At 57.7% G+C, this 22,415-nt stretch carries 23 protein-coding genes and 1 pseudogene; 15 read left to right on the forward strand and 9 right to left on the reverse strand.

Translation table 11 applies throughout. From position 1 onward, the window contains the following. Nucleotides 1-215 precede the first annotated feature (215 nt). The 3 genes from AC3B6F_RS02900 (at nucleotide 216) to AC3B6F_RS02910 (ending at nucleotide 3,720) form a co-directional block, all read left to right on the forward strand. On the forward strand, nucleotides 216-2,642 hold the full coding sequence (locus AC3B6F_RS02900; protein ID WP_489823333.1) for a glucose/quinate/shikimate family membrane-bound PQQ-dependent dehydrogenase: 2,427 nt from the start codon (nucleotides 216-218) through the stop codon (nucleotides 2,640-2,642). 173 nt (nucleotides 2,643-2,815) lie between these two features. After that, a complete protein-coding gene (locus AC3B6F_RS02905; protein WP_234931019.1) occupies nucleotides 2,816-3,427 on the forward strand; it encodes an energy transducer TonB in 612 nt (203 codons plus the stop codon). Nucleotides 3,428-3,510: 83 nt separating this feature from the next. Then, nucleotides 3,511-3,720: a hypothetical protein gene (locus tag AC3B6F_RS02910; protein ID WP_034880455.1), complete on the forward strand. Its 210-nt coding sequence runs from the start codon at nucleotides 3,511-3,513 to the stop codon at nucleotides 3,718-3,720. A 62-nt stretch (nucleotides 3,721-3,782) separates the two neighbouring features. Here the strand turns inward: AC3B6F_RS02910 and AC3B6F_RS02915 are convergent, their stop codons facing one another. The 5 genes from AC3B6F_RS02915 to AC3B6F_RS02935 form a co-directional block, all read right to left on the reverse strand. Then, complete coding sequence (locus AC3B6F_RS02915; protein WP_489823334.1) at nucleotides 3,783-4,217, reverse strand: SufE family protein; 435 nt, start codon at nucleotides 4,215-4,217, stop codon at nucleotides 3,783-3,785. A 13-nt stretch (nucleotides 4,218-4,230) separates the two neighbouring features. Continuing rightward, nucleotides 4,231-5,553, reverse strand: coding sequence for an ATP-dependent protease ATPase subunit HslU (gene hslU / locus AC3B6F_RS02920; protein WP_489823335.1), 1,323 nt, complete (start codon nucleotides 5,551-5,553; stop codon nucleotides 4,231-4,233). Nucleotide 5,554: 1 nt separating this feature from the next. Next, nucleotides 5,555-6,133: an ATP-dependent protease subunit HslV gene (hslV, locus tag AC3B6F_RS02925; RefSeq protein WP_016738073.1), complete on the reverse strand. Its 579-nt coding sequence runs from the start codon at nucleotides 6,131-6,133 to the stop codon at nucleotides 5,555-5,557. Between the two features lie 68 nt (nucleotides 6,134-6,201). Continuing rightward, nucleotides 6,202-8,118: an ATP-binding response regulator gene (locus AC3B6F_RS02930; protein ID WP_489823464.1), complete on the reverse strand. Its 1,917-nt coding sequence runs from the start codon at nucleotides 8,116-8,118 to the stop codon at nucleotides 6,202-6,204. Further along, complete coding sequence (locus tag AC3B6F_RS02935; protein WP_282858935.1) at nucleotides 8,115-9,935, reverse strand: ATP-binding protein; 1,821 nt, start codon at nucleotides 9,933-9,935, stop codon at nucleotides 8,115-8,117. Before AC3B6F_RS02935 ends, AC3B6F_RS02930 begins: the two co-directional genes overlap by 4 nt. 117 nt (nucleotides 9,936-10,052) lie before the next feature. Here AC3B6F_RS02935 and AC3B6F_RS02940 point away from each other — a divergent pair, with 117 nt between their 5' ends. Next, on the forward strand, nucleotides 10,053-10,463 hold the full coding sequence (locus tag AC3B6F_RS02940; protein ID WP_023942966.1) for a hypothetical protein: 411 nt from the start codon (nucleotides 10,053-10,055) through the stop codon (nucleotides 10,461-10,463). Between the two features lie 6 nt (nucleotides 10,464-10,469). Here AC3B6F_RS02940 and AC3B6F_RS02945 read toward each other — a convergent pair whose 3' ends face one another. Further along, the gene (locus tag AC3B6F_RS02945; protein WP_489823469.1) at nucleotides 10,470-10,847 is read right to left on the reverse strand and encodes a zinc-ribbon domain-containing protein; all 378 of its coding nucleotides are present in this window, start codon (nucleotides 10,845-10,847) and stop codon (nucleotides 10,470-10,472) included. Nucleotides 10,848-10,862: 15 nt separating this feature from the next. Then, nucleotides 10,863-10,955: pseudogene (locus AC3B6F_RS02950) on the reverse strand (zinc-ribbon domain-containing protein); the annotation flags it as partial. A 122-nt stretch (nucleotides 10,956-11,077) separates the two neighbouring features. On the opposite strand from AC3B6F_RS02950, the gene AC3B6F_RS02955 reads away from it, so the two are divergent. The 8 genes from AC3B6F_RS02955 to AC3B6F_RS02990 all read left to right on the forward strand — a co-directional run bounded on the left by AC3B6F_RS02955 (nucleotide 11,078) and on the right by AC3B6F_RS02990 (nucleotide 18,198). Then, nucleotides 11,078-11,749, forward strand: coding sequence for a cell division ATP-binding protein FtsE (locus AC3B6F_RS02955; protein ID WP_489823336.1), 672 nt, complete (start codon nucleotides 11,078-11,080; stop codon nucleotides 11,747-11,749). After that, on the forward strand, nucleotides 11,746-12,645 hold the full coding sequence (locus AC3B6F_RS02960; RefSeq protein WP_489823337.1) for a cell division protein FtsX: 900 nt from the start codon (nucleotides 11,746-11,748) through the stop codon (nucleotides 12,643-12,645). Before AC3B6F_RS02955 ends, AC3B6F_RS02960 begins: the two co-directional genes overlap by 4 nt. Continuing rightward, a complete protein-coding gene (locus AC3B6F_RS02965; protein ID WP_489823338.1) occupies nucleotides 12,642-13,235 on the forward strand; it encodes a YdcF family protein in 594 nt (197 codons plus the stop codon). Before AC3B6F_RS02960 ends, AC3B6F_RS02965 begins: the two co-directional genes overlap by 4 nt. A gap of 44 nt (nucleotides 13,236-13,279) precedes the next feature. Next, nucleotides 13,280-14,017, forward strand: coding sequence for a lysophospholipid acyltransferase family protein (locus AC3B6F_RS02970; RefSeq protein ID WP_489823339.1), 738 nt, complete (start codon nucleotides 13,280-13,282; stop codon nucleotides 14,015-14,017). A 271-nt stretch (nucleotides 14,018-14,288) separates the two neighbouring features. Next, nucleotides 14,289-15,356 carry a DUF2125 domain-containing protein gene (locus AC3B6F_RS02975; RefSeq protein WP_489823340.1) on the forward strand — a complete coding sequence of 356 codons (1,068 nt, stop codon included), beginning with the start codon at nucleotides 14,289-14,291 and terminating at the stop codon, nucleotides 15,354-15,356. A gap of 210 nt (nucleotides 15,357-15,566) precedes the next feature. Beyond that, the gene (locus tag AC3B6F_RS02980; protein WP_489823341.1) at nucleotides 15,567-16,991 is read left to right on the forward strand and encodes a cytochrome ubiquinol oxidase subunit I; all 1,425 of its coding nucleotides are present in this window, start codon (nucleotides 15,567-15,569) and stop codon (nucleotides 16,989-16,991) included. A 6-nt stretch (nucleotides 16,992-16,997) separates the two neighbouring features. Further along, nucleotides 16,998-18,023 carry a cytochrome d ubiquinol oxidase subunit II gene (gene cydB, locus AC3B6F_RS02985; protein ID WP_061932483.1) on the forward strand — a complete coding sequence of 342 codons (1,026 nt, stop codon included), beginning with the start codon at nucleotides 16,998-17,000 and terminating at the stop codon, nucleotides 18,021-18,023. Nucleotides 18,024-18,042: 19 nt separating this feature from the next. After that, nucleotides 18,043-18,198 carry a hypothetical protein gene (locus AC3B6F_RS02990; protein ID WP_007282826.1) on the forward strand — a complete coding sequence of 52 codons (156 nt, stop codon included), beginning with the start codon at nucleotides 18,043-18,045 and terminating at the stop codon, nucleotides 18,196-18,198. Between the two features lie 53 nt (nucleotides 18,199-18,251). On the opposite strand, the gene gloB is transcribed toward AC3B6F_RS02990, so the two are convergent. Beyond that, the gene (gene gloB, locus AC3B6F_RS02995) at nucleotides 18,252-18,968 is read right to left on the reverse strand and encodes a hydroxyacylglutathione hydrolase (RefSeq protein WP_489823342.1); all 717 of its coding nucleotides are present in this window, start codon (nucleotides 18,966-18,968) and stop codon (nucleotides 18,252-18,254) included. A gap of 41 nt (nucleotides 18,969-19,009) precedes the next feature. Here gloB and AC3B6F_RS03000 point away from each other — a divergent pair, with 41 nt between their 5' ends. The 3 genes from AC3B6F_RS03000 (at nucleotide 19,010) to AC3B6F_RS03010 (ending at nucleotide 21,361) form a co-directional block, all read left to right on the forward strand. Then, complete coding sequence (locus AC3B6F_RS03000; protein WP_489823343.1) at nucleotides 19,010-19,726, forward strand: methyltransferase; 717 nt, start codon at nucleotides 19,010-19,012, stop codon at nucleotides 19,724-19,726. Between the two features lie 61 nt (nucleotides 19,727-19,787). Continuing rightward, nucleotides 19,788-20,465, forward strand: a complete 678-nt coding sequence (locus AC3B6F_RS03005) for a phosphatidylserine decarboxylase (protein WP_010501976.1) — start codon at nucleotides 19,788-19,790, stop codon at nucleotides 20,463-20,465. Nucleotides 20,466-20,479: 14 nt separating this feature from the next. Continuing rightward, the gene (locus AC3B6F_RS03010) at nucleotides 20,480-21,361 is read left to right on the forward strand and encodes a CDP-alcohol phosphatidyltransferase family protein (RefSeq protein WP_489823344.1); all 882 of its coding nucleotides are present in this window, start codon (nucleotides 20,480-20,482) and stop codon (nucleotides 21,359-21,361) included. Nucleotides 21,362-21,438: 77 nt separating this feature from the next. Here the strand turns inward: AC3B6F_RS03010 and AC3B6F_RS03015 are convergent, their stop codons facing one another. Then, nucleotides 21,439-22,374: an ROK family protein gene (locus AC3B6F_RS03015; RefSeq protein ID WP_489823345.1), complete on the reverse strand. Its 936-nt coding sequence runs from the start codon at nucleotides 22,372-22,374 to the stop codon at nucleotides 21,439-21,441. Between the last annotated feature and the right edge of the window lie 41 nt (nucleotides 22,375-22,415).

Consider the following 22,415-nt stretch of genomic DNA (forward strand, 5'->3'; position numbering starts at 1 on the left):
GAGCGGCTGCCTTATCCCATCTGGATGATTCTACCAAGGACTTTATTTTCTTTAACGCGCAAGCAAAAGACGAGCCTTTCTTCAAGTCACGTCACTGTGATCTCACTCACAGTGACGTGAGCAAGATGAACCTTCTGACATCTTGATTCTTAATGCGCTTCTATGTGTTTGTCCGAAGGTCAAGTGCTGCACCAAATAACAGCTCTAGGAACATCATGAGCACATCTTCCCGGCCAGGGCTTTGGGCCCTGATTACGGCCGCGGTCTTCGCGCTTTGCGGCGCGATCCTGACCGTGGGCGGCGCCTGGGCCGCATCCCTCGGCGGCCCACTATATTACCTCATTCTCGGCCTTGCGCTTCTCGCAACGGCTGTCCTTGCATGGCGCCGTAATCCGGCTGCCCTGTGGCTCTTTGCTGCCGTCGTGTTTGCAACGGTTGTGTGGGAACTCTCTGTGGTCGGCCTCGACCTGTGGAGCCTCGTCCCCCGCTCCGATATTGTGATCATTCTCGGTATCTGGCTGCTGATCCCGTTCGTGTCCCGCCAGATCGGCGGCACCCGAGCGACGACGCTGCCACTCGCTGGTTCCGTTGGTCTGGCGATTCTGGTGCTCATCGCCGGTCTGTTCACGGACCCACGTGACATCAGCGGCAATCTGCCAACGCAGCTGACCAATGCAGCCCCGGCTGACCCGGACAACGTACCGGACAGCGAATGGCACGCCTATGGCCGTACGCAGGCTGGCGATCGCTGGTCTCCGCTGAAGCAGATCAATTCGACCAATGTTCAGAATCTCAAGGTGGCATGGCACATCCACACCAAGGATCTGATGGGACCGAATGATCCGGGCGAAGCCACCAACGAAGTCACCCCGATCGAATTCGACAACACGCTGTATCTGTGCTCGCTGCATCAGAAACTGTGGGCCGTTGATGCCGCAACAGGCCACGTCAAGTGGACGTTCGATCCGCATCTTCAGGTCAATCCAGGCTTCCAGCATCTGACCTGCCGTGGTGTGAGCTTCCATCAGACGCCTGCTGATGCAACGGACAGCGATGGCAACCCTGCTCCGACGGATTGCGCCAAGCGTATCATTCTGCCGGTCAACGACGGCCGCCTTGTCGAAGTCGACGCAGAAACCGGGCAGAAGTGTTCCGGGTTTGGCAATGACGGCGAACTGGATCTGCGCGAGCCGAACCAGCCTTACGTCACGCCAGGCATGTATGAGCCGACGTCTCCGCCGGTCATTACCGACAAGCTGATTATTGCCAACAGCGCCATCACCGATAACGGCTCCATCAAGCAGGCATCGGGCGCAACGCAGGCATTTGACGTTTACACCGGCAAGCGCGTCTGGGTCTTCGATGCGTCCAACCCGGACCCGAACCAGATGCCGGATGCAGACCACCCGGTCTTCCATCCTAACTCCCCGAACTCCTGGATCGTGTCGTCCTACGACAAAGCCCTGAACCTCGTTTACATCCCGATGGGTGTTGGCACGCCGGATCAGTGGGGCGGTTACCGCACCAAGGAATCCGAGCGTTATGCTCCAGGCGTCATCGCGCTGAACGCAGACACGGGTAAGCTGGCTTGGTACTACCAGACCGTTCACCATGATCTGTGGGATATGGATGCTCCGTCTCAGCCGAGCCTCGTAGACGTCACCCAGAAGGACGGTTCCATCCTTCCGACGATCTACATCCCGACCAAGACAGGCGATATCTTCGTTCTCGACCGTCGCACAGGCAAGGAAGTTGTTGCTGCTCCTGAAACACCAGTTCCAGGTGGTGCAGCTCCGGGCGATCACACCAGCCCGACGCAGCCGATGTCGCAGCTAACCCTCCGTCCGAAGAACCCACTCTCCGATGCTGATATCTGGGGTGGCACAATCTTCGACCAGATGTTCTGCAGCATCTACTTTCATTCCCTGCGCTACGAAGGTCCGTTCACGCCGCCGTCCCTCAAGGGCACGCTGGTCTTCCCGGGCGATCTGGGCATGTTCGAATGGGGTGGCCTGTCGGTTGATCCACAGCGTCAGGTGGCCTTCGCCAACCCGATCTCCCTGCCGTTCGTCTCCCGTCTGGTTCCCCGTGGTCCGGGCAACCCGCTCTGGCCGGAAGGCGACGCAAAGGGAACAGGTGGCGAAACTGGCCTGCAGCACAACTACGGCATCCCGTATGCTGTTGACCTGCATCCGTTCATGGACCCGGTCCTGCTGCCGCTCGGCATCAAGATGCCTTGCCGCACGCCGCCTTGGGGTTATGTGGCCGGCATCGATCTGCGCACCAACAAGGTGGTCTGGCAGCATCGTAACGGTACGCTCCGTGACTCCATGCACGGCAGCTCCCTGCCCATCCCGCTGCCTCCGATCAAGATCGGTGTTCCGAGCCTTGGCGGCCCGCTCTCCACGGCTGGTAACGTCGGCTTCCTGACGGGCACGATGGACTACTACATCCGCGCTTACGATCTGACGACAGGCAAGACCCTGTGGCAGGACCGTCTGCCGGCCGGAGCACAGGCCACGCCGATGACCTATGCCGTCAATGGCAAGCAGTACGTGGTCACCTACGCCGGTGGTCATAACTCCTTCCCGACAGTCATGGGTGATGATCTGATTGCTTACAGCCTTGCTGATCAGAAGTGATCACTCGGTAAAGCATTGATTTTCAGAAAAGGGGTACCTTCGGGTGCCCCTTTTTTATCTTCAAATCCCAACAAAAACTTTCTAAACTTCCGTTACATTATGAAATACATTCCTACAGTGAGGGTACAGTGCTTGTTTTTCGGTACGGAATAGCTCTCACCATCTCGGCCTTCTTGGCAATTGTCCCTTTTCCCGCGCATAGCGACGATACCGCACCCGTAATAGCGGTTCTGGATCCCAATCATCGCGGGCACCTAGTGTATCCACCAGCCGAACTTGAAGCACGACATGGGGGCTCGGCCCACATTCTCTGCATCATTACGGAAAAAGGTCAGCCTCGAAGCTGCCAGACATCCGCTACCGCACCAGATTTCGCGCTGGCCGCGGAAGCTTATGCTTATTCATCCAAATTTTTACCCGCTTATAAAGACGGCCAGCCCATAGAAAGTCACTGGGAAGACACCATTCCCTTTCGAACTGGAAAAACAGCGACTACCCCTGCCCTGGATCACGCGCACACTGCATTTCCGTACTATCCAGATTTTGCCAATGACAAAGATATTTCAGGAAGATTTACTGTAACGTGCCAGGTTGATATGGCGGGCATTGCACATGACTGTGCCGCCAGTCCGGGACCAGAAATTTTGAGACAGGCAACACTCGCCTATTTCACGTTGGCTCGATACCTTCCAGCCATAAAAGACGGACAACCCGTTTCGGCACCTTATCATGGCACCATAGACTGGTCGTCAGACGCAAAAAATAAGAACGACGGATTTCAGTGAAACCTTGCGTCCAGAGGGCAGTCCAGTCCATTCCCTGCATCAAAACCCTGTCGTTTCAGGGCAAAACTGTACAGAGGCTAAACATGACCTTTCGTAAAGTCGCTCTTCTTGCTTGCGCCACCATTGCTTTTGGCGGCCAGCTTGCACACGCCAAGTCCCAGCCCTGCCGCGATGCCAAAGGCAAATTCACCAAATGCGAGGCTCCAAAGAAGCCAAAGCCCTGTCGCGACGCCAAGGGCAAGTTCACCAAGTGTGATGCTCCTGCCCCTCAGGCGGCACAGCCATCCAACTGAGCATAAAAAAAGCCCCTGCCAGCAAATGTTGGCAGGGGCTTTTGCATAATCCAACGGAGAAATCAGGCCGCAGCGCGCTTGAGAATAGCCTGTGCCATGGCTTCGACCCCATTTCCACGATTGGTAGACAGTGCCTTGACCAGCCCCATATCGTGCAGAAAAACAGGGCTCGTCTGAAGAATTTCCTCACGGGGACGCCCCGAATAGACACGTAGCAGCAATGCTACGAGGCCCTGTACAATCGCAGCATCCGAAGCCCCGGCGAAAACCAGCCTGCCTTCACGGTCTTCCGCTTCAAGCCAGACCTGGCTCTGGCATCCCGGAACACGATGGGCATCATCCTGCCATTCCGTCGGAAAAACAGGCAGCTTGCGCCCCATCTCGATGATGTATTGATACCGCTCCATCCAGTCGTCGAACATAGCCAGCTCGGCTTCGATTTCCTCAATGGCAGCGGCAGCAGTTTCCTCTTGCGGCGCAAGAAAGGCATCACTCACAAATCAGTCTCCGTTACAGAATGAAGCGGCTCAAATCACCCTTGCGGGCAAGTGGCGCCACCCTGTCACGAACATCCTCTGCCGTCACCCTCACGGTCTCGCCTTTGCGCTCGGAAGCCGCAAAAGACACGTCCTCAAGCAGCTTTTCAAGAACGGTTGCCAGACGGCGGGCGCCAATATTTTCAACACGCTCATTGATATCGGCAGCCAGTTCCGCCAGCGCGTCTACCGCATCATCCGCGAATTCAAGCGTGACACCTTCCGTTCCCAGCAGACTGACATACTGCTTGAGAAGCGAGTGTTCCGGCTCCATCAGAATACGTTTCAGATCGTCCCGGTTCAGTCCTGACAGTTCCACACGAATGGGGAGACGCCCCTGCAACTCAGGCAGCAGATCCGACGGTTTAGCGACATGGAAGGCCCCGGAAGCGATGAAGAGAATATGATCCGTCTTCACAGAACCATATTTCGTGCTAACCGTCGTCCCCTCGATCAAAGGCAACAGATCGCGTTGCACGCCTTCGCGAGAGACATCCCCGCTCCGCGTTCCATGCTCAGACGTCGCACAGACTTTGTCGATCTCATCCAGAAAGACAATTCCATGGTTCTGGGTATGCTCCACAGCCTCGCGCTTGAGGGCATCATCATCCAGAAGCTTGTCGGCCTCTTCCCGAATAAGCTGTTCCCGCGCCACAGACACCTTCAGCTTTTTGCGTGAAGGCATCCGATTCACAAAGCCTTTCATCATATCATTGAAGCTGATGATCTGTCCTGACTGTAAACCGGGCATATCGCCGCCTTCCTTACCACCTCCGGTCTGTGGATCAGGGGCAATCTCGATCTCGATTTCCTTATCTTCCAGCGTTCCGTCCCGAAGCATCTGGCGAAACTTGACCTTTGTATCGGCCGTAGCCCCTTCCCCGACAAGCGCATCAACCAGACGGTTTTCAGCCGCTGCCCGGGCTTTTTCCTGCACATCCTTGCGGCGGCTTTCACGCAGCATGGTCAGCGAGACTTCAACAAGATCACGGATGATGCTGTCCACATCACGGCCCACATAGCCCACTTCCGTGAACTTCGTGGCTTCGACTTTAAGGAACGGTGACTGTGCCAGCTTTGCCAGACGACGGGCAATTTCCGTCTTGCCGCACCCTGTCGGGCCGATCATCAGAATGTTCTTGGGAACAACCTCGTCCCTCAGGCCGTCCGGAAGCTGGGACCGACGCCAACGGTTACGCATGGCAATCGCGACAGCGCGCTTGGCATCGGACTGACCAACAATAAAGCGATCAAGTTCGGAGACGATTTCGCGGGGAGCAAAATTTGGTACGGCCATATCAGGAAGCCTCCCCGCCAAGTGTTTCCAAAGTCACGGAATAGTTCGTGTAAACGCAGATATCGCCAGCAATCTTCATGGCCCGGCGCGCAATCTCTTCCGCGCTCAGACCTTCAACCGTCATCAACGCTCGCGCAGCCGACAGGGCGTAGTTCCCGCCCGAACCAATGGCGACGATGCCATCTTCCGGTTCCAGCACATCGCCATTTCCTGTCAGCGTGAAGGAGCGCTCCGCATCGGCAACGGCCATCATGGCTTCCAGTCGGCGCAGATAGCGATCTGTGCGCCAGTCCTTTGCCAGTTCGACGCAGGCCCGCTCGAGTTGCCCCGGATAGCGCTCAAGTTTTGCCTCAAGCCTTTCCAGCAATGTAAAGGCATCAGCGGTCGCCCCAGCAAAGCCAGCAAGGATTTTGCCATGCGGACCAATACGCCGAACCTTGCGCGCATTGCCTTTGATGACAGTCGCTCCGAGAGAGACCTGCCCGTCCCCCGCCATGGCAACCTGCCCATCGCGGCGGACACAGAGAATGGTCGTGCCATGCCAGCCGACCGGATCGTGGGGAGTAGTTTGGTAAGACATCACCTGAAAAGATGGGGCTGCCTTTTTCACTGACAAGAGGGCGCTCGATTTCAGATCATGACGCCGGTTTATGCTGAAGACGGCTGCATCAGACGCTGGATCGCGGACTGCAACCCTTTATGCGTGAACGGTTTGGCAAGAGGCTCTTCTGAGCCCTGCATGGGCACAATGTCCGTATGTCCACTAATGAACAGAACCTTCAGATCCGGAAGCCTTTCTGTGAGGGCCGCTGCACAGGCGGGGCCGTCATGATCCGGCATCCGCATGTCAATCACCGCGAGATCGAACGGTTCACTTTCGTCCACAACCATCAGCGCCTCTGCAAGACACGAGACAGCGGTCACGTTATGCCCGTCATGACGAAGGAACCCGGCTGTCACCATCCGGACAGGCGCTTCATCATCAATCACAAGCACACGCAAAGAAACAGTCGCCTGGTCTTTTTCCTGTTGCCCGGCAATGACTTCCACTCGAACCACGGGTAAAATCAGTGTCATGCACGTCCCGATCCCGGGCGTGCTGTCTACAACAATCTCGCCATAACTCCGGCTCAGAAAACCATAGACACTGGACAGACCAAGGCCGGTTCCACGCCCCACATCCTTCGTGGTGAAAAACGGATCGAAAATCCGCTTCATCACCTCTGGAGACATTCCCTCGCCTTCATCGATCACATCAATCGCTACCGCCTGCTCAAGACAACATTCCGGTGGCAAAGTATCGAATTTCTGCCCGACCAGACGGGCCGAAACCCGTACGGTTCCTCCCTGGCTCATCGCATCACGCGCATTTACGCACAGATTGAGAAGCGCCATTTCAAGCTGATCCTGATCCGACCAGACCGCAGGAAAATCCGCAGCCAGTTCGCCAAGAGACAGAACACATGCGGCATCTCCCCCACCTGTTCTGCGCTTGAGACTCTGCACCAGCAAAGCCTCAAGCCCCGGCAAAAGGTCCTGCAACCATACCGGAGCCAGCCTTGCCTCTCGCGGGCGCCCGAACTGAAGAAGCCGCCGCGTCAGAACCGCGCCCCGCTGCGCAGATTCCATAGCATTTTTGACAAGTGCACCGGATGTCTCATCCAGATCAACCATATCTTCCAGCAACTCTAGAGATCCAGAAATCGCTGCCAGAAGATTGTTGAAATCATGCGCGATACCCCCCGCCAGCGTTCCTAGAGACTGGAGTTTGTCCGCCTGACGTAACCGGCTTTCCATCATGACCCGGCGGGTGACATCCCGGTCCATGCTGACCTGCCAACGCTCCGACAAAGGGACATTCTCCGGCCACGCCAGAGCAAGGCGCGTCAGCTCGTGCCAGCGTTGCGTCGTGCCACTCTCTTCGTCAAGAACGCTTTCCGCGATCAACCGCTCTTCCTGACCGCTCTGCCGAACGTCTTCCCGCATCTGCCGGACGTCTTCGCGCAGCGTTTCAGGAAAATGCAGGAGTTCATCGCCACCATTCTGAACCGTTTCATCCAGAATATTACTCCGGATGCATCGCCCCTGCGCATCCGAAAAAACCAGTCCGATGGGCAGCGTATCCATCAACCCGCGCAACAGCGCCTGTTCCGTCTGCAAGGCACGCTGGGCCACGCAATGCTGCGTAACTTCCCCAACCAGAGACCTCAGTGCATCCGAATCCCAGGGCTTGTGCACATAGGCCTGCACCTGCCCCAGATTCAGCGCCGAGACCACGGCATCCAGATCCGCATACCCCGTGAGAAGAATACTGCGCGCATCGGAAAACGCGCGCGCTTTCATCAGAAGCTGATCGCCCGTCAGGCCCGGCATCCGCTGATCGGAAATAATCGTTGTGACATCCGGATGCGCGCGCAGAAGATCCAGCGCCTTGAGCGGGTCCGTCGTGGCGAGGATCTCGTACTGGTCTTCCAGCAGATCCTCAAGGGCAACAAGGATTTCCTCCTCATCATCCACCAGAAGAATCCGGGGACGATTTGGCCCCTTGGCACTCCATACACTCATACGGGACGACCAGTCGCAACCGGCCCCTCTTCTGTCATTGTCACGGGCAGGCTGAGCCGAAAGCAAGCTCCCACGCCTCGGCCATCCGGCAGATTGGCATCCGTGATTTCGATGGTTCCGTCGTGGGCTTCCATGACGCTATAGGCAATTGCCAGCCCCAATCCAGTTCCGGTGCCAACAGGCTTCGTTGTAAAAAACGGATCGAAGACACGGTTTCTCAATTCAAACGGCAGACCCGGCCCGTCATCGCTGATCGTCATGTCATACCGACCATTCTCCAGCCGTGACGTAATGACAATCCGCCCCTCCACCGGACCGCCCTCCGGAGACATGTCTGCCAGAGCATCGGCAGCATTGGAGATGATGTTCATGACGACCTGATTCAAAAATGCAGGCTGACAGACCAGATGCGCCGGTGCCTGAAGGTCTTTCTCAATAATAATATCTGGTCCCAGCTTATGTCCCAACAGGGCCAAAGCCGTTTCCAGAGCTTCGGGAACGTTGACTGTCTGAAATGAACTCTCATCCAGCCTCGAAAAGCGCCTCAAACTCAAAACAAGGTTCTGGATACGCTGAAGCCCAAGCTTCATGGACTCCAGGCGCGAAATTCCCTTCTGCATGAGAGGAGCCCCCTCTTCAGGGCCACCCATCGTCTGAAGGCGTTTCAGGGTCCGCTCAACTGTATCCGCATGAGCGATCGTAAACGCCAGAGGATTGTTGATCTCATGCGCGATGCCTGCCACTAGCTCACCCAGAGACGCCATCTTGGCTGTCTGAACAAGTTTGGACTGGGCCTGAATGAGCTGCTCATTCGTCCGGGCCAGTTCCATGTTGGCCTGCGCCAGTGCCTCGGCCATTTCAGCTTTGGCTCTTGCAGCCTCAAGCGTCAGAGCATTCTGCTGACGTTCAATTTCCTGCTGGCGAAATTCATCCTGCGCCATACGCCGCTGGGCCAGCGTCCTGATCCGCATCGCCAGGGCTTCGATGGCAATATCGCTAGGCACCAGATCATCAATGCCTGCTTCGAAGAACTCGCCGGAAGACTGCCGTCTGAATCGCGACGCCTCGACAATGCCCAACGTCCGGAAGGGAATACCACCCGCCTCAAGCACGGCCTGCCGGCGGGCATCGAGCAGCCAGCAGAACTTCAGATCCTCTTCGCCGCTTCCCAGTTCCAGGACCAGACAGTCAGGCCCATCCGCGCCCCGCAACCAGCCACCTTCAATCAGATCATCAGACCGCTCGATGGACGTAACCGTATGACCATCGCGCCAGAGCAGTTCGCCCAGCGTCGTCTCAGGCGCATCGTCGGAAATCTCTTCGTCTTCTTCCTCATCGCGGGGAGAATTGACGATCACGATTCTGGCCCGTCGCAGGCGGGAAGCCTCGTCTACCTGAAGAAGCTCCGGCCCCTCCCGCAAAAGTGCTCGCATGCGCAGCACCAGGAGATCCGGATGCGCGGATTTGGAAATATAGGCATCGGCCCCGCTCTCCAGTCCTTCACGCTCCACGCCCGGAGACGCGTCTTCCGTTAGCATCAGGATGGGAATGGTCCGGGTCAACGCATCCAGCCGCAGACGCCGCGCAAGCTGGCCGCCCGTCATGCCCGGCAATTCTGAGCAGACGACCACAAGGTCGGGCATCAGGTCTTCGACCATGCCCAGCGCGGCCTCGCCACTCCCCAGACAGGTGACGGCAAAACCTTCTTTCAGCAGAACACGCCAGATCCGCTGGGCATGGGTGTCATCCGGCTCCACGAGCAGAACGCGCGCCGTCTCCGTCACTCCAGACGGAGTTTTGAGATCAGAAGGTAGCATGACGGTGACGGAATGTTTGCATTGACGGCCTCTTGCAGCTAGTCCGAAGCTGATGTTCGTCCGATTTCCAAGGGGCGAAGACTAACTCCCGTTACCGGACCAGTGGAAGCCGTATCTATGGACATTCAGCCCTCCCGCAACATTACGGATCGCCTGCTCAATACCCGTAGCGGGGAAAGTGGTCCTCTTTCAACCGGGGCCCTGATCCGGACGGGCATCTGGTCCGTGTGCTATTTTGTCTTCTACTTCGCCCAGCAGGTGGCCGAACTTCTGGCTCCACTGCTGCTGATCCTGGGTCTGGGCTGGTACATCCTGCCCCATATCGTCAGCGCCATCACGACCAGCGCTGCCAGCGCCGACCCGCAGGCGAAGGACATCATGAATCACGTCGCCGGTACACTCCCGACGCATCTTCAGATCGGAAGCCACCTACTGACGCCGGGTTCGCTGATGTTCGACGGCTTCCTGCTCATGGGCCTCGCCGCTATCGGAGCTACGCTTTCTGCACTGGCTGCCCGCAACATGTAAGAAAGCTCAGGGGGAAACAAAATGACCCGCACCTGGCCACAGGTGAACCAATTCCCCCGCTTTCCAATGCCATGCGGCGACGGCACCACCCCCGACCATGGCAAGGCTGACACCCCATGCGGCCAGCCAGCGCCCTGTGCTACCAATCATTTTCCGTGCCATGGGTTCTGATCCAGTTGGCGCGCCAACGGATGAACGGGAATGCAGCACAGCCTGCCGACGCTCGATTTCTCTTGCCGCCAGACTACATACCCCGACTGATTGAGGCTTCAGAGAAACCGCTTCGTTATCCTGTCGCTCATCCGACCCTCCCTCTGGGGCCACTGGTTGCGCCACACCCTGATCGCCTCCTTCAGCCTCCTGCACTTCGGCCTCGGAAGGCATTATCTCCCAGCTTTCCCCACAATTTGCACAGCGCAACCGGCGTGCATGGTCCAAAAGTGCCTCAGGCACTTCAAAAACCGCATGACAGTGGGGACATTCGAGACGCATCACAGTATCCTTCAACAATCAGGCTCTACCGACATCAGCCTGATCTGAACTGGCTTGCCCATATGAAGGGGTTACCGTTAATAAATGGTTAATGTACCCGCAACACCTTTGATTGCCCATTCATGATCCGGCTGCGCGATGTGTCTCTGAAACCTGCTGGCGTTGGGCAACCCGTCCTGCACAGCATGACGCTGAACATTCCGCAGGGTGAATTCCGCTGGCTGCTTGGGCCATCGGGCGCAGGCAAATCCAGCCTACTACGGCTTCTGACCCTTGGTGCACGCCCTGCGTCTGGCCAGATGGATATTCTGGGAACATCCATCACCAACGCCAGCCGGGGGGCTTTAAGAAATCTGAGGCGGCGCATCGGATTTGTACCGCAGGATTATCGTCTGATCGGGGAATGGACCGTTTTTGACAATGTTGCCCTCCCGCTTCGGTTACGAGGCCGGTCAGAGCGCGATATCCGGCAGGAAGTTTTCTCCGTTCTGGAATGGCTGGATGTTGCCGCCCACGCCCACTCCCGCCCCACCATTTTGTCAGGCGGAGAACAGCAGCGCGTTGCCATCGCCCGCGCCCTGATCGGACGCCCCGATATTCTCCTCGCAGACGAACCCACCAACGCCCTCGAAGAGTCTCAGGCCAGACGTCTTCTCTCCACCTTTCAGGAACTGATTGATCTCGGAACCACCGTCATCGTTGCCACCCATAATGAAGGACTGGTGCGAGAAGCGCCCGCACCGTCCATCATGCTTCGCGACGGCATGCTTGATCCGCAGGCTGTCACACCATGAGCCGTCGCGTCTCTCCCGGCCTGCGCTCCGGCAGCCTGCCACTCCTTGTTGCCCTCATGACCCTTCTGGCAGGACTGGCCCTCGCCGGATTGACGGGTATTCAGGCTTTGGCCGAAGGGTGGTCCCGGGCTGCTCATAGTGCAGCAACCATCGAAATCCCGACGGATATCCCGAATGCGTCGGATCGAACGAACGCACTTATCCAAGCTCTGAAAGCAATGAATGGTGTCACGAACATCCAGAAACTCTCGACCGACAAGGTACAGGAGCTTCTTTCCCCGTGGCTCGGGCAACCTGTAGGCTCTCACAAAGGCCTACCGGGCCTGTCTCTTCCTGAAGTCTTGATCGTCGCTCACACTCCTGGAACCGACCTGATCACGACAGTCCACGATACACTTCCGGAAGCCGTTCTTCAGGAAGACCTTCAATGGGGCCAGAGACTCGAGCGCCTCGGCACAAGTCTGACCGGCTGCGCATGGCTGGCTGTGACCCTGATTGCAGCCATCGCTGCCCTCTCGATCGGCATGACCGTTCGACGTTCCGTAGCTGCGCAAAAGCGTGCGGTTGAGATTGTGCATGCCCTCGGCGCCGCCGACCTCACTATTTCGAGCCATATCGCAGGTCGAGCTGCGCTCCTCAGCTTCCTTGGTGGCATCGCAGGACTGGTTCTACTCACACCGCTCACAACCTCTCTTGCAACGACACTTTCACCTTTCGCGCATCAATCCGCACTTCCAACTGCGTTTCCAACGACCCTTGATGGTTGGTGGACCACTCTGCGCATCCTTCCGTCGTCTTTGTTGAAAGAACTGGGAGCACTGCCCTTCATTGCAGCCTGCCTTGGCTGGCTCACGGCACAGGGTGTGGTTCTCGTCTGGCTGAGACGACTGCCTTGAGAGCCGCCGCCTCCATCCTGCTGCTGACCGCTCTGATATGGACCCTTGGTCTGGCGTGGTTCATCCATGACTCCAGACAGCCTCCCCAGGTCGCAACGGTCTGCGACGGAATCGTCACTCTCACAGGTGGACAGTCACGGATCGACACGTCCATGACCCTTCTCAAGGGCGGATACGGCCAGCTCCTTCTTATTTCGGGTGTCGGGCCACATGTCACGCTCGACCAATTGGCAAAACTGCAAAGACAGTCCCTGTCAGACGACATGATCGCCCGGATCACGCTGGGGCGCCGCGCCGTCAGCACCATCGGCAACGCGTATGAAATCACCACATGGGCGCGGGAACACAAACTACACAGCCTGCTTGTCGTCACGGCCGGGTACCATATCCGGCGCGCCATCGTCGAACTGCATCGTACAGCACCGGAACTGGATCTGGTGCCATATCCCGTTCTGCCCCCCGCACTGGAAGCCCCTTTAACGCGCCAGAGCCTGCATCTTCTTGTTCGCGAATATCTCAAGCTTCTCGGGGCCGAACTCGGCAACCTCACAGGGCTTCCTGATGGAAAAGCGGGCCTGACCACACACTGATTGCCCTTGTCTAACGGGCCATTTTCTGGTGAGCAGACAGCATCATGAGCATATTCCGCGGCCTGCTGTTCAATCTGTATTTCCTGTTCCTTACGCTGATCATGGGGCTTGGCGCCCTGCCGATACGCGCACTAGGCCGAAAGGATCTGGCCCTGAGCTACGCCAAGCTCTGGTCCCGAGCGGTTCTGTTTGGCTTCTCACGCCTCTGCTCTGTTCGCATCGACATTACGGGCCAGGAAAACATTCCCCCAGGCCCATGCCTGATCGCATCGCAACACCAGTCCTTTTTCGACGGGTTTGTCTGGATGGCTCTGGTGCCTCTGCCGACCTACATCATCAAACAGGAACTCACGCGCATTCCTCTCGTCGGCCCCATGCTCATCCTTGCAGGCATGATACCGGTCAAGCGCAGCGACGGCTCCAAAGCCCTTCGGACCATGATGAAAGACAGCGCAGACGCGCATGCAGCGAACCGCCAGATTATCATCTTCCCTGAAGGGACCAGAACCCTCCCCGGAGAACGGCAGTCCATTCAGCCCGGGATCATAGCTCTTGCCCGGCAAGCCAGCGTTCCTGTCGTCCCGGTCGCCACCAATTCCGGCCTCTTCTGGGACCGCTCCCCCTGGCACAAAAGACCGGGCATTCTGAAGGTCGCCATTGGCAAACCGCTCCCCACGACGCAAGGGCGCGGCCCCTTCACCGGGGCGCTGGAAAATGCATGGGACGAACTGTGCGCAACTCACGCATTGCCGCGAGATCCTGTGGATAACTCTGTGGAATGAGAAACGCTTCGGCTTCCCTTGAGAGATGATGATATTTCATACCTTTACGCGGTAGGAATAAGGAAGAAACTTTCCAGTTTCCAAGGCTTTCCCGAAAATCGCTTTTTTCCGGGATTTTCTTGGAATTTCGTCACAGAATCTCTGCCTTTTTTCTGTCATATTGACGCCCCGCCACTTTTCGCGTGACTGTTTTTTCCCTCAATCCTTTTTTGGGGATAAAATAGACCTGCCAGAAACAGGATTTACATCCGTCTTCATAAAGACAGGCTCAGTGAAGCTTTCTCTCAATACTGCCCGTTACCTCAAACCAGGACTTGTCATTGCCTGTCTCGTGACAGTCCTTCTCTGCGCGGACACCCTTCTGTGGTGGCGTACAACGCGTATGATCGAAAGAGAAATTGCCACCTGTCGCACAGCCCTTCAGACAGCAGGATGGACCACCACTGTCGAACGGACCTCATCTGGTGGATGGCCATTTGGCGCATGGGTTACCCTGTCTTCCCCACGCCTGCGCCACGAGCAGACTGTTGCAGCCCCCTTTGACGCAGGATGGAGCGGAACAACCCTCCGGGCAGGAGGATCATGGCTGGATCTGATGCATACAGACCTGCCTGTCTTCCTGTCTGGCAGAAATGCAGCACGTTTCCTCTCCCTGACCGTTCAGGCCACAGTCCTGTCGCAGGATCTGCATCTGCGGTTCTCAGGAGACCAAAACACGACGTTCAAGGCGCCTTCGGCAGAGCTTGCCTTGACGACAGAAGGACTGGACCAGTCTGCATCCCTGACCGAAGTAAGCGGACGCCTGCTCGCAGTCCCACACGCCGCTTACGGGGCAACACGTCTGGGGTTTGAACTCTCCGCCCGATCCCTCCATTCGCCAGCCCTCCCGTCCCTTCAGCTTTCTGCAAAAGACGTCCGCTTCATAGCAGCCCTGACATCCTCAACACGGAAAGACACAGCTTCTTTCTTCTCTCTTGAAGGATATGACCGTCTTCTCCTGCAAACAGCGACATTTTCATTCGGAGACGCCAATCGCCTGTCGTTTTCCGGAGCCCTTGATCTGCCCGCCGCCACCGGTCATCTCACACTTACGCTGCTGAACTGGCATGAGGCGGCAGAGCAGCTTTTGAAGACAGTTCCCGTCCGAACCGCTCTTTCGCCTGACCTTCAGATCATTCTGGAGCGTACTCTCCACAACCAGTCGCCGGTCATCGTCAGGAATAATCAGTCGGTGAGTCTGGATATACCGGTCTTCAACGGACATTTTCCGATGCCTCTGGAAACCCTTCTGCAAAATATCCCCACACAAAAAATTGACGTATCACATTCGCGAGAGTAGACGCGGGGAATGTCTTGATCTTTGTCAAAATCGTGGCGCAGGCAAAAACTTTTGTCGTGCTGCGGCTTTCAGGGTTCAGGTCCGGGTCATGTGTGCAGTGCGGTGCGCATGATCTTCGCTCTTTTCCTGACTTCTAAGGCGCGAGCGTAGCTGACGGCTCCTTCCGGGCTGGTTCTGCGATCCGCCGTCCAAGCAGAAGGCACCATCGCAATGTTCGGCCTGTCGGCTTTATTTCTTGCGCGCTTCCAGTTCGCGTTCACAGTCGGGTTTCACATCGTGTTCCCGGCATTCTCGATCGGGCTCGCTGCCTATCTTGCCGTTCTTGAAGGCCTCTGGCTCAAGACCGGACGCAGCGCTTACCTGGACCTCTTCAAATACTGGCTGAAAATCTTCTCCGTCGTCTTCGCGATGGGTGTGGTTTCCGGTCTGGTCATGTCCTACGAGTTTGGCACCAACTGGTCCCAGTTCTCGCAGAAAGCTGGCCCCATCCTTGGCCCGATGCTGGCCTATGAAGTGATGACGGCCTTCTTCCTTGAAGCCGGTTTCCTCGGCGTCATGATGTTCGGCCTGAACCGCGTGGGCAAAGGGCTGCATTTCGGTGCAACCTGCATGGTCTCGATCGGCACGCTGATTTCCATGACGTGGATTCTCGCCTCCAACTCCTGGATGCAGACGCCACAGGGCTACATCATTGATGAAGCTACGGGGCGTTTCCTGCCGGGCAACTGGTGGCAGATCATCTTCAACCCCTCCTTTCCGTTCCGCCTCGTGCATATGGGACTGGCAGCCTTCCTGTCCGTCGCGTTCATCGTGGCTGGCGTCGCTGGCTGGCACCTGCTGAAGGCCCGTCGTGAAGGCCGTCAGGCGTCCGAACAGGTCCGCCTGATGTTCTCCATGGCCATGTGGATGGCCGCCATCGTTGCCCCGGTCCAGTTTCTGGCCGGTGACACGCAGGGTCTGAACACGCTGGAATACCAGCCTGCCAAGATCGCCGCGATGGAAGGTGACTGGGAGTCCGAAGGTCGCGCGCCGGAAATCCTGTTCGGTATTCCGGACATGGAAAACGAGACGACGCACTACAAGGTCCAGATCCCGCTCCTCGGCTCCCTGATCCTGACGCACAGCCTTGATGGCAAGGTGCCGGGCCTCAAGGACTATCCGAAGGATCTGCGCCCGTACTCACCCCTGCTGTTCTTCTCCTTCCGCATCATGATCGCGTTGGGTTCGCTCATGGTTCTGGTCGGTCTGTGGTCCCTGTTCCTGCGCTGGAAGGGCAGCCTGTACAACAACGCTCTTCTGCATCGCGTTGCGCTCTGGATGTCTCCGGCGGGATTCATTGCTCTGCTTTGTGGGTGGATCACGACGGAAGTGGGTCGTCAGCCCTACACTGTTTACGGTCTGCTCAAGACGTCTGACAGTGTGTCGGAAATCGCCCTGCCGAGCATGGCAACGTCCATGATCGCCTTCGTGATCGTGTACTTCATCGTTTTCACAGGCGGTATCACGATCCTGCTGCGCAGCTTTGCCCAGGAACCTCATTCGGGTGAAGAAGGTCCGTCCGAGCACGAGCCGCACATGTCTGCCGGTACGACGCAGGTGTCTCACCATCCCCACAATGCTGGTCTGGCGGAGTAAGCGATCATGACCGAATCCGCCGCCTTCTGGCTTCCCGTGGTCTGGGCCGTTCTCGCGGCCTCTGCCATCTTCCTCTACGTCATCCTTGACGGCTTTGACCTTGGCATCGGCGTCCTGTTCCTCAAGGAACGCGATCACGATCACCGCAACGTCATGGTCAACACGGTCGCCCCTGTGTGGGACGGAAACGAAACCTGGATGATCTTCGGGGGCGCCGCACTCTACGGCGTCTTCCCGGTCGCTTACGGCACGATCCTTCCCGCGCTGTACCTGCCGATCCTGTTCATGCTGCTGGCTCTCATCCTGCGCGGCGTCTCCTTCGAGTTCCGCTTCAAGATGAAGTCCGCACGGTCCCAGCTTTTCTGGGACGCATCGTTCTGCGGTGGCTCCATTGTCGCGGCGTTCATGCAGGGTGTCATCCTTGGCACGCTCGTTCAGGGCATCCCGGTCCAAAACAACGTCTTCGTTGGCACATCCCTCGACTGGGTCACGCCCTTTGCCCTGTTCTGTGGTGCTGCCGTGACCATCGGCTATGCGCTTCTGGGCTCCACATGGCTGATCTGGCGCTGTGAGGGCGAACTTCAGGACACGATGCGTCGCGTTTCCTACACGCTCGCTGGCCTGATGCTGCTGACGATCGTGGCTGTGTCCGTCTGGACGCCGCAGTTGCACACGACCTACATGCAACACTGGCTTGAATGGCCGCAGCTTGCTCTGGTTCTGCCGGTTCCGGTGGCTGTCGTAGCTGTTGCCGGGGCACTGTTCCTGGGCCTGCGTAATCGCAAGTCGCACCTGCTGCCGTTCATCTCAACGCTCGGTCTGTTCTTCCTGTGCTTCTCCGGACTGGGGATCAATGTCTGGCCGTATATCGTACCGCCGACCATCACCATCTGGCAGGCGTCTTCCCCGCCGAGCAGTCAGGCTTTCGTCCTGTTCGGCGCCATGTTCCTGCTGCCGGTCATCCTCGGATACACGATCTACTCCTATTACGTGTTCCGCGGAAAAGTGACAGCAGAGCATCACTACCACTGATTTTCCGGGAGTTCGGATTATGAGAATCGAGTACGGAAAACCCGATCAGAAAACAGGTCCCGTCGCCTGGATGAAACGGGTCGGATGGTTCGTTCTCTTCTGGGCCAGCGGCGTTCTCGTCGTTGGCGTGGGAGCCGAACTCCTCAAGAAAATCATTTTCGGTGGTCATCACTGACCTACCCCGGAAGAAAAAACCCCGCCTCACAAGGGCGGGGTTTTTTATTACCGTCAGAAGGTATCTTTCTGACGCCTCAGCTCCGCAAAGCGCGCCACATCTGGCGCTCTTAGAAACGGATTTGTCGCCCTTTCGGTACCAAGAGACACTGGCAATGTCGGGCGTCCTGCTTCCAGAAGCCTTTCCACCTCGGCTGCCCTCGCCTTGAGCGCCACGTTCTCCGGATCAACATGCAGCGCGAAAGCAATGTTGGAGCGCGTGTATTCGTGCCCCGCGCAGACCAGCGTGTCCTCTGGAAGAGCATCATAACGATGCAGACTCCGGAACAGCTCTTCCGCCGTTCCTTCCAGCAGACGCCCACAGCCAGCGCTGAAAAGAACATCTCCACAGAAAAGAGCGGGCACTTCCGGGACAACATAGGACAGATGCCCCACAGCATGGCCCGGCGTTAGCAGAACCTCTACGGCCACGTCGCCAATGAAAAACGTGTCTCCATCTTCTAGACCACGATCCAGTCGAGGCAGCCATTCCGGCTTCTGTGATGGACCGAAGACCTTAGAACCATAGCGTTCTCGTAGTGCATCTACCCCACCTGTATGGTCCGCATGATGATGGGTCAGAAGAATCAGATCCAGCCGCCCCTCACCCAGAACATCCATGACCGGCCCGGCCTCTCCCGGATCCACAACAGCACGGGCGCCGTCTCCTGCTGTCAGAAGCCAGACATAATTGTCTAACAGAACCGGGATAGACTGAATATCGAGTGACATGACGGTTCCTTTGGTCTTCGCTTGCTGATTAGATACATACCATGCTGACGCGCCTGACACGTACCCGTTCCGAAGATGCAGCGACCTTCTACGGAAGCCGGACAGGCACGCGCACTGCGGCACTTCTGAACCAGAGGTTGCAAGCACTGGTACCGGACCTGCAAACACGCCGCCTTCTCGGCATCGGTTATCCTGGCCCTTATCTCCCATCCCATGCAGCCTACGCTGTCTCAGCCCGCCTTCAGCATCCGCAGACACAAAATGCTTTTCCGCATACCGCTCAGGATTGCATGGTCGATAGCGGACGACTGCCTTTCGATGATCTGTCGATGGAAGCCATCATGGTTATTCATGGCATGGAGTTTACCCGATCGGCATCGGATTTCCTCCGGTCCATCTGGAAAGTCATGACCGATGATGGCGTCCTGATCCTCGTTGTCCCCAACCGGTCAGGATGCTGGGCCCATACGGATGCAACCCCTTTCGGGCATGGAACGCCCTTCAGCACAGGCCAGATCACGCGACTTCTTGAACAGGGGCTTTTCCGCATCGAGCAGCATACGGGCGCCCTCATGACGCCACCGGCCCTGCTTTCAGGCCTTTCAGGAGCCCTCCCCGAACGACTTGGAAAAATAGCCCGGTTTCCCTGCGCCGGCGTCCATATCGTGCTGGCCCGCAAAAACATTTATGCAGGACTGCCTCTCATGGAGGAAAAAAGCCGCGTAGCCATTCCCAGACAGGTTGCGGAACCTGCCTGAAAAACGCCTTCTTTGTGGCGAATTCTTGACCCAAACTCCCTGTGCCGTAAGAGTGCGTCCCATGTCGTTGATCCAGTCCTTCAAGCTCGTCCTGTCGCCGCCGCATCGCGCCGCGACTCCTTTCCTCGCCGCCGGTGCCCTCGTCGGGCTCATCGGTCGCGCGACGCCATGGCGCTGCACGCGTCTTCTCGGCAAGGCAGGCATCGCGTTCTCCGCGTTCTGCCTGTACTTCTTCCGCGACCCGAAGCGCACCCCGCCGCCAGGTGCGAACCTGGTTCTGGCCTCAGCCGATGGCCGCGTGACAGGCGTTTCGCTGGTTTCGCCACCGCCCGCTCTGGAAATGGGCAGCACACCCGTCTGGCGCGTTTCAACGTTCCTGTCTGTGCTGGATGTTCACATCAACCGTATGCCAGCCGCCGGTCAGGTCACGAAAATCGCCTACCATGCAGGCAAATTCCTGAACGCCAGCCTCGACAAGGCTTCCGAACACAACGAGCGCAACGAAATCCGCCTGACACTTCCAGACGGCCGCAATATCGGGGTCGTGCAGATTGCTGGCCTGATTGCCCGTCGCATCCTGTGCTTCGTTGAAGAAGGCGACCATCTGGAAGCAGGAGAGCGCTTTGGTCTGATCCGGTTCGGCTCCCGTACTGACGTGTATCTGCCACCCGGTGTTGAACCGATTGTCGTCGAAGGTCAGACCATGATCGGGGGCGAAACCGTCCTGGCGAAGCTCTGAGCCAGAACGCGTCCATGACCACTCCTGAAACGGCGGATATCTCCCGTCCTGCCCGCCGACGTCGCATCCGACGCAGGCTCCGCCGTATGGGACGGACTCCCCGCACACGCGTGCGGGGTCCGTCCTTTAACCGGCTGATTCCCAACATCCTGACCATGCTCGGCCTTTGCGCCGGGCTGAGCGGGATGCGCTTTGCACTGGAGCATCGTTTCGCCCATGCGGCGGTCGCTCTTCTCATCGCAGCCTGTATCGACGGACTGGATGGCCGGATCGCGCGCCTCCTTCGCGGAACCACACGGTTCGGCGCAGAGTTCGACAGCCTGTCGGATTTCGTGTGCTTTGGCGTCGCCCCCTCTTTTGTGCTGCTGATGTGGTGTCTGGAAGATGCCGGGCGTTATGCTTTTGTCCCGTGCATCATGTTCACGGTCTGCATGGCGCTGCGTCTGGCCCGCTTCAATGCCAGCCTTGATGATGACGACAAGCCGGACTACTCCGCGAATTTCTTCACGGGCGTTCCCGCTCCTGCCGGTGCAGGCATCGTCCTGTTCCCGGTCTTTCTTGGGCTGGAAGCAGACCGCATGCACGCCGAAGGGCTGTCGGCTTTTGCGCGTGAACCGATCGTGTCCGCCATCTGCCTTATCCTGACGGCCCTTCTTCTTGTGTCCACGCTTCCTGTGTGGTCGTTCAAGAACTTCAAGGTTCCAGCCCGATACGTACTGCCCCTGATGCTGGGAACCGGCCTCTATGCCGCTGTTCTCGTTGCTGATCCTTGGGGGGCACTGGCTGCGGCAGGTCTGTTCTATGTCGCCATTCTGCCGTTTTCCCGCCGTTCCTATCACCGGCTGAGAAAAGCCGCCGAGGATATGTCGGAAACGGTGGACGAAGAGCTCGCCTGAAACACAAAAAGCCGCCGGGATGTCTGGCGGCTTTTTTAATGCCTGACAAACCGGAAAATCCGGCTTCCCAGAAGTTTTTACTCTGTCACATCCCACAGCCATGCAGCGCCGCGAACGCCAGAGCTGTCGCCATGCAGGTTCTTCACGATCAGCGTCGTGCAAACCGGCGTAATAACGTGCTTGCTCAACAGCGGCGGAACACGGTCATACAGCGATGCAAGGTTCGAAATCCCACCACCCAGAACAATAACGTCCGGATCAAGGAAGTTGATCGCCAGCGAACACGCACGGGCGAAACGCTCCATGTAACGGTTCAACGCTGCAATCGCAGCCTGATCCCCGTTCGCAGCAGCCTCTTCAATCCCAGCGGTGTTGCGGTTTCCTTCGCCCTTCCAGTCAGCAGCAAGAGCGGGTCCGGACAGGTAGCGCTCCATGCACCCCTTGTTCCCACAGAAGCACGGGCGTGGTTCACCGTCTTCTGGCAAAGGCCACGGAAGCGGAAGATGCCCCCACTCACCGGCAATGTGATGGCGACCTTCAATCACGCGACCATTATTCACAATGCCTGCGCCCATGCCGGTCCCGACGATGATACCGAATACTGTCTGAGCACCCTTCGCCGCGCCATCTGCTGCTTCTGAAAGAGCGAAACAGTTCGCATCATTCTCCGTGCGGACCGGACGGGCCAGAGCGGATTCCAGATCCATGCCGAAAGGCTGATCATTCAGCCACGTCGCATTGGCATTCTTGATCAGGCCCGTTTCCGGAGAAATGGATCCCGGAATACCAATGCCCAGCGTGGACGTGCTCTGACCGGCGGAGACCCGGTGGCTTGGTACGGCCCCCAGACGATGGTCCACACTCGTTACGAGGTCACGGATCGCAAGAATAGCTTCCGGATAGACACCCGGATTAGGAATTCGCTCACGCAGGACAAGATCGCCCTGGCGATTGAGAACTGCAATCTCGATCTTCGTTCCACCAAGATCGATACCAAGGCGATAGTCAGCCATCTCATGCCCTGTACTGTTTTAACGGCCCCCGAAACGAGGAA

The organism is Gluconobacter sp. ESL1110, assembly GCF_058107395.1.

Excerpts from the sequence above, each read along its gene's own strand:
- AC3B6F_RS02900 (WP_489823333.1), top strand. The coding sequence starts at position 216 with ATGAGCACATCTTCCCGGCCAGGGCTTTGGGCCCTGATTACGGCCGCG.
- AC3B6F_RS02910 (WP_034880455.1), top strand. The coding sequence starts at position 3,511 with ATGACCTTTCGTAAAGTCGCTCTTCTTGCTTGCGCCACCATTGCTTTT.
- hslU (WP_489823335.1), bottom strand. The coding sequence starts at position 5,553 with ATGGCCGTACCAAATTTTGCTCCCCGCGAAATCGTCTCCGAACTTGAT.
- hslV (WP_016738073.1), bottom strand. The coding sequence starts at position 6,133 with ATGTCTTACCAAACTACTCCCCACGATCCGGTCGGCTGGCATGGCACG.
- AC3B6F_RS02930 (WP_489823464.1), bottom strand. The coding sequence starts at position 8,118 with ATGAGTGTATGGAGTGCCAAGGGGCCAAATCGTCCCCGGATTCTTCTG.
- AC3B6F_RS02935 (WP_282858935.1), bottom strand. The coding sequence starts at position 9,935 with ATGCTACCTTCTGATCTCAAAACTCCGTCTGGAGTGACGGAGACGGCG.
- AC3B6F_RS02940 (WP_023942966.1), top strand. The coding sequence starts at position 10,053 with ATGGACATTCAGCCCTCCCGCAACATTACGGATCGCCTGCTCAATACC.
- AC3B6F_RS02945 (WP_489823469.1), bottom strand. The coding sequence starts at position 10,847 with ATGCCTTCCGAGGCCGAAGTGCAGGAGGCTGAAGGAGGCGATCAGGGT.
- AC3B6F_RS02955 (WP_489823336.1), top strand. The coding sequence starts at position 11,078 with ATGATCCGGCTGCGCGATGTGTCTCTGAAACCTGCTGGCGTTGGGCAA.
- AC3B6F_RS02960 (WP_489823337.1), top strand. The coding sequence starts at position 11,746 with ATGAGCCGTCGCGTCTCTCCCGGCCTGCGCTCCGGCAGCCTGCCACTC.
- AC3B6F_RS02970 (WP_489823339.1), top strand. The coding sequence starts at position 13,280 with ATGAGCATATTCCGCGGCCTGCTGTTCAATCTGTATTTCCTGTTCCTT.
- AC3B6F_RS02980 (WP_489823341.1), top strand. The coding sequence starts at position 15,567 with ATGTTCGGCCTGTCGGCTTTATTTCTTGCGCGCTTCCAGTTCGCGTTC.
- cydB (WP_061932483.1), top strand. The coding sequence starts at position 16,998 with ATGACCGAATCCGCCGCCTTCTGGCTTCCCGTGGTCTGGGCCGTTCTC.
- AC3B6F_RS02990 (WP_007282826.1), top strand. The coding sequence starts at position 18,043 with ATGAGAATCGAGTACGGAAAACCCGATCAGAAAACAGGTCCCGTCGCC.
- gloB (WP_489823342.1), bottom strand. The coding sequence starts at position 18,968 with ATGTCACTCGATATTCAGTCTATCCCGGTTCTGTTAGACAATTATGTC.
- AC3B6F_RS03000 (WP_489823343.1), top strand. The coding sequence starts at position 19,010 with ATGCTGACGCGCCTGACACGTACCCGTTCCGAAGATGCAGCGACCTTC.
- AC3B6F_RS03005 (WP_010501976.1), top strand. The coding sequence starts at position 19,788 with ATGTCGTTGATCCAGTCCTTCAAGCTCGTCCTGTCGCCGCCGCATCGC.
- AC3B6F_RS03010 (WP_489823344.1), top strand. The coding sequence starts at position 20,480 with ATGACCACTCCTGAAACGGCGGATATCTCCCGTCCTGCCCGCCGACGT.
- AC3B6F_RS03015 (WP_489823345.1), bottom strand. The coding sequence starts at position 22,374 with ATGGCTGACTATCGCCTTGGTATCGATCTTGGTGGAACGAAGATCGAG.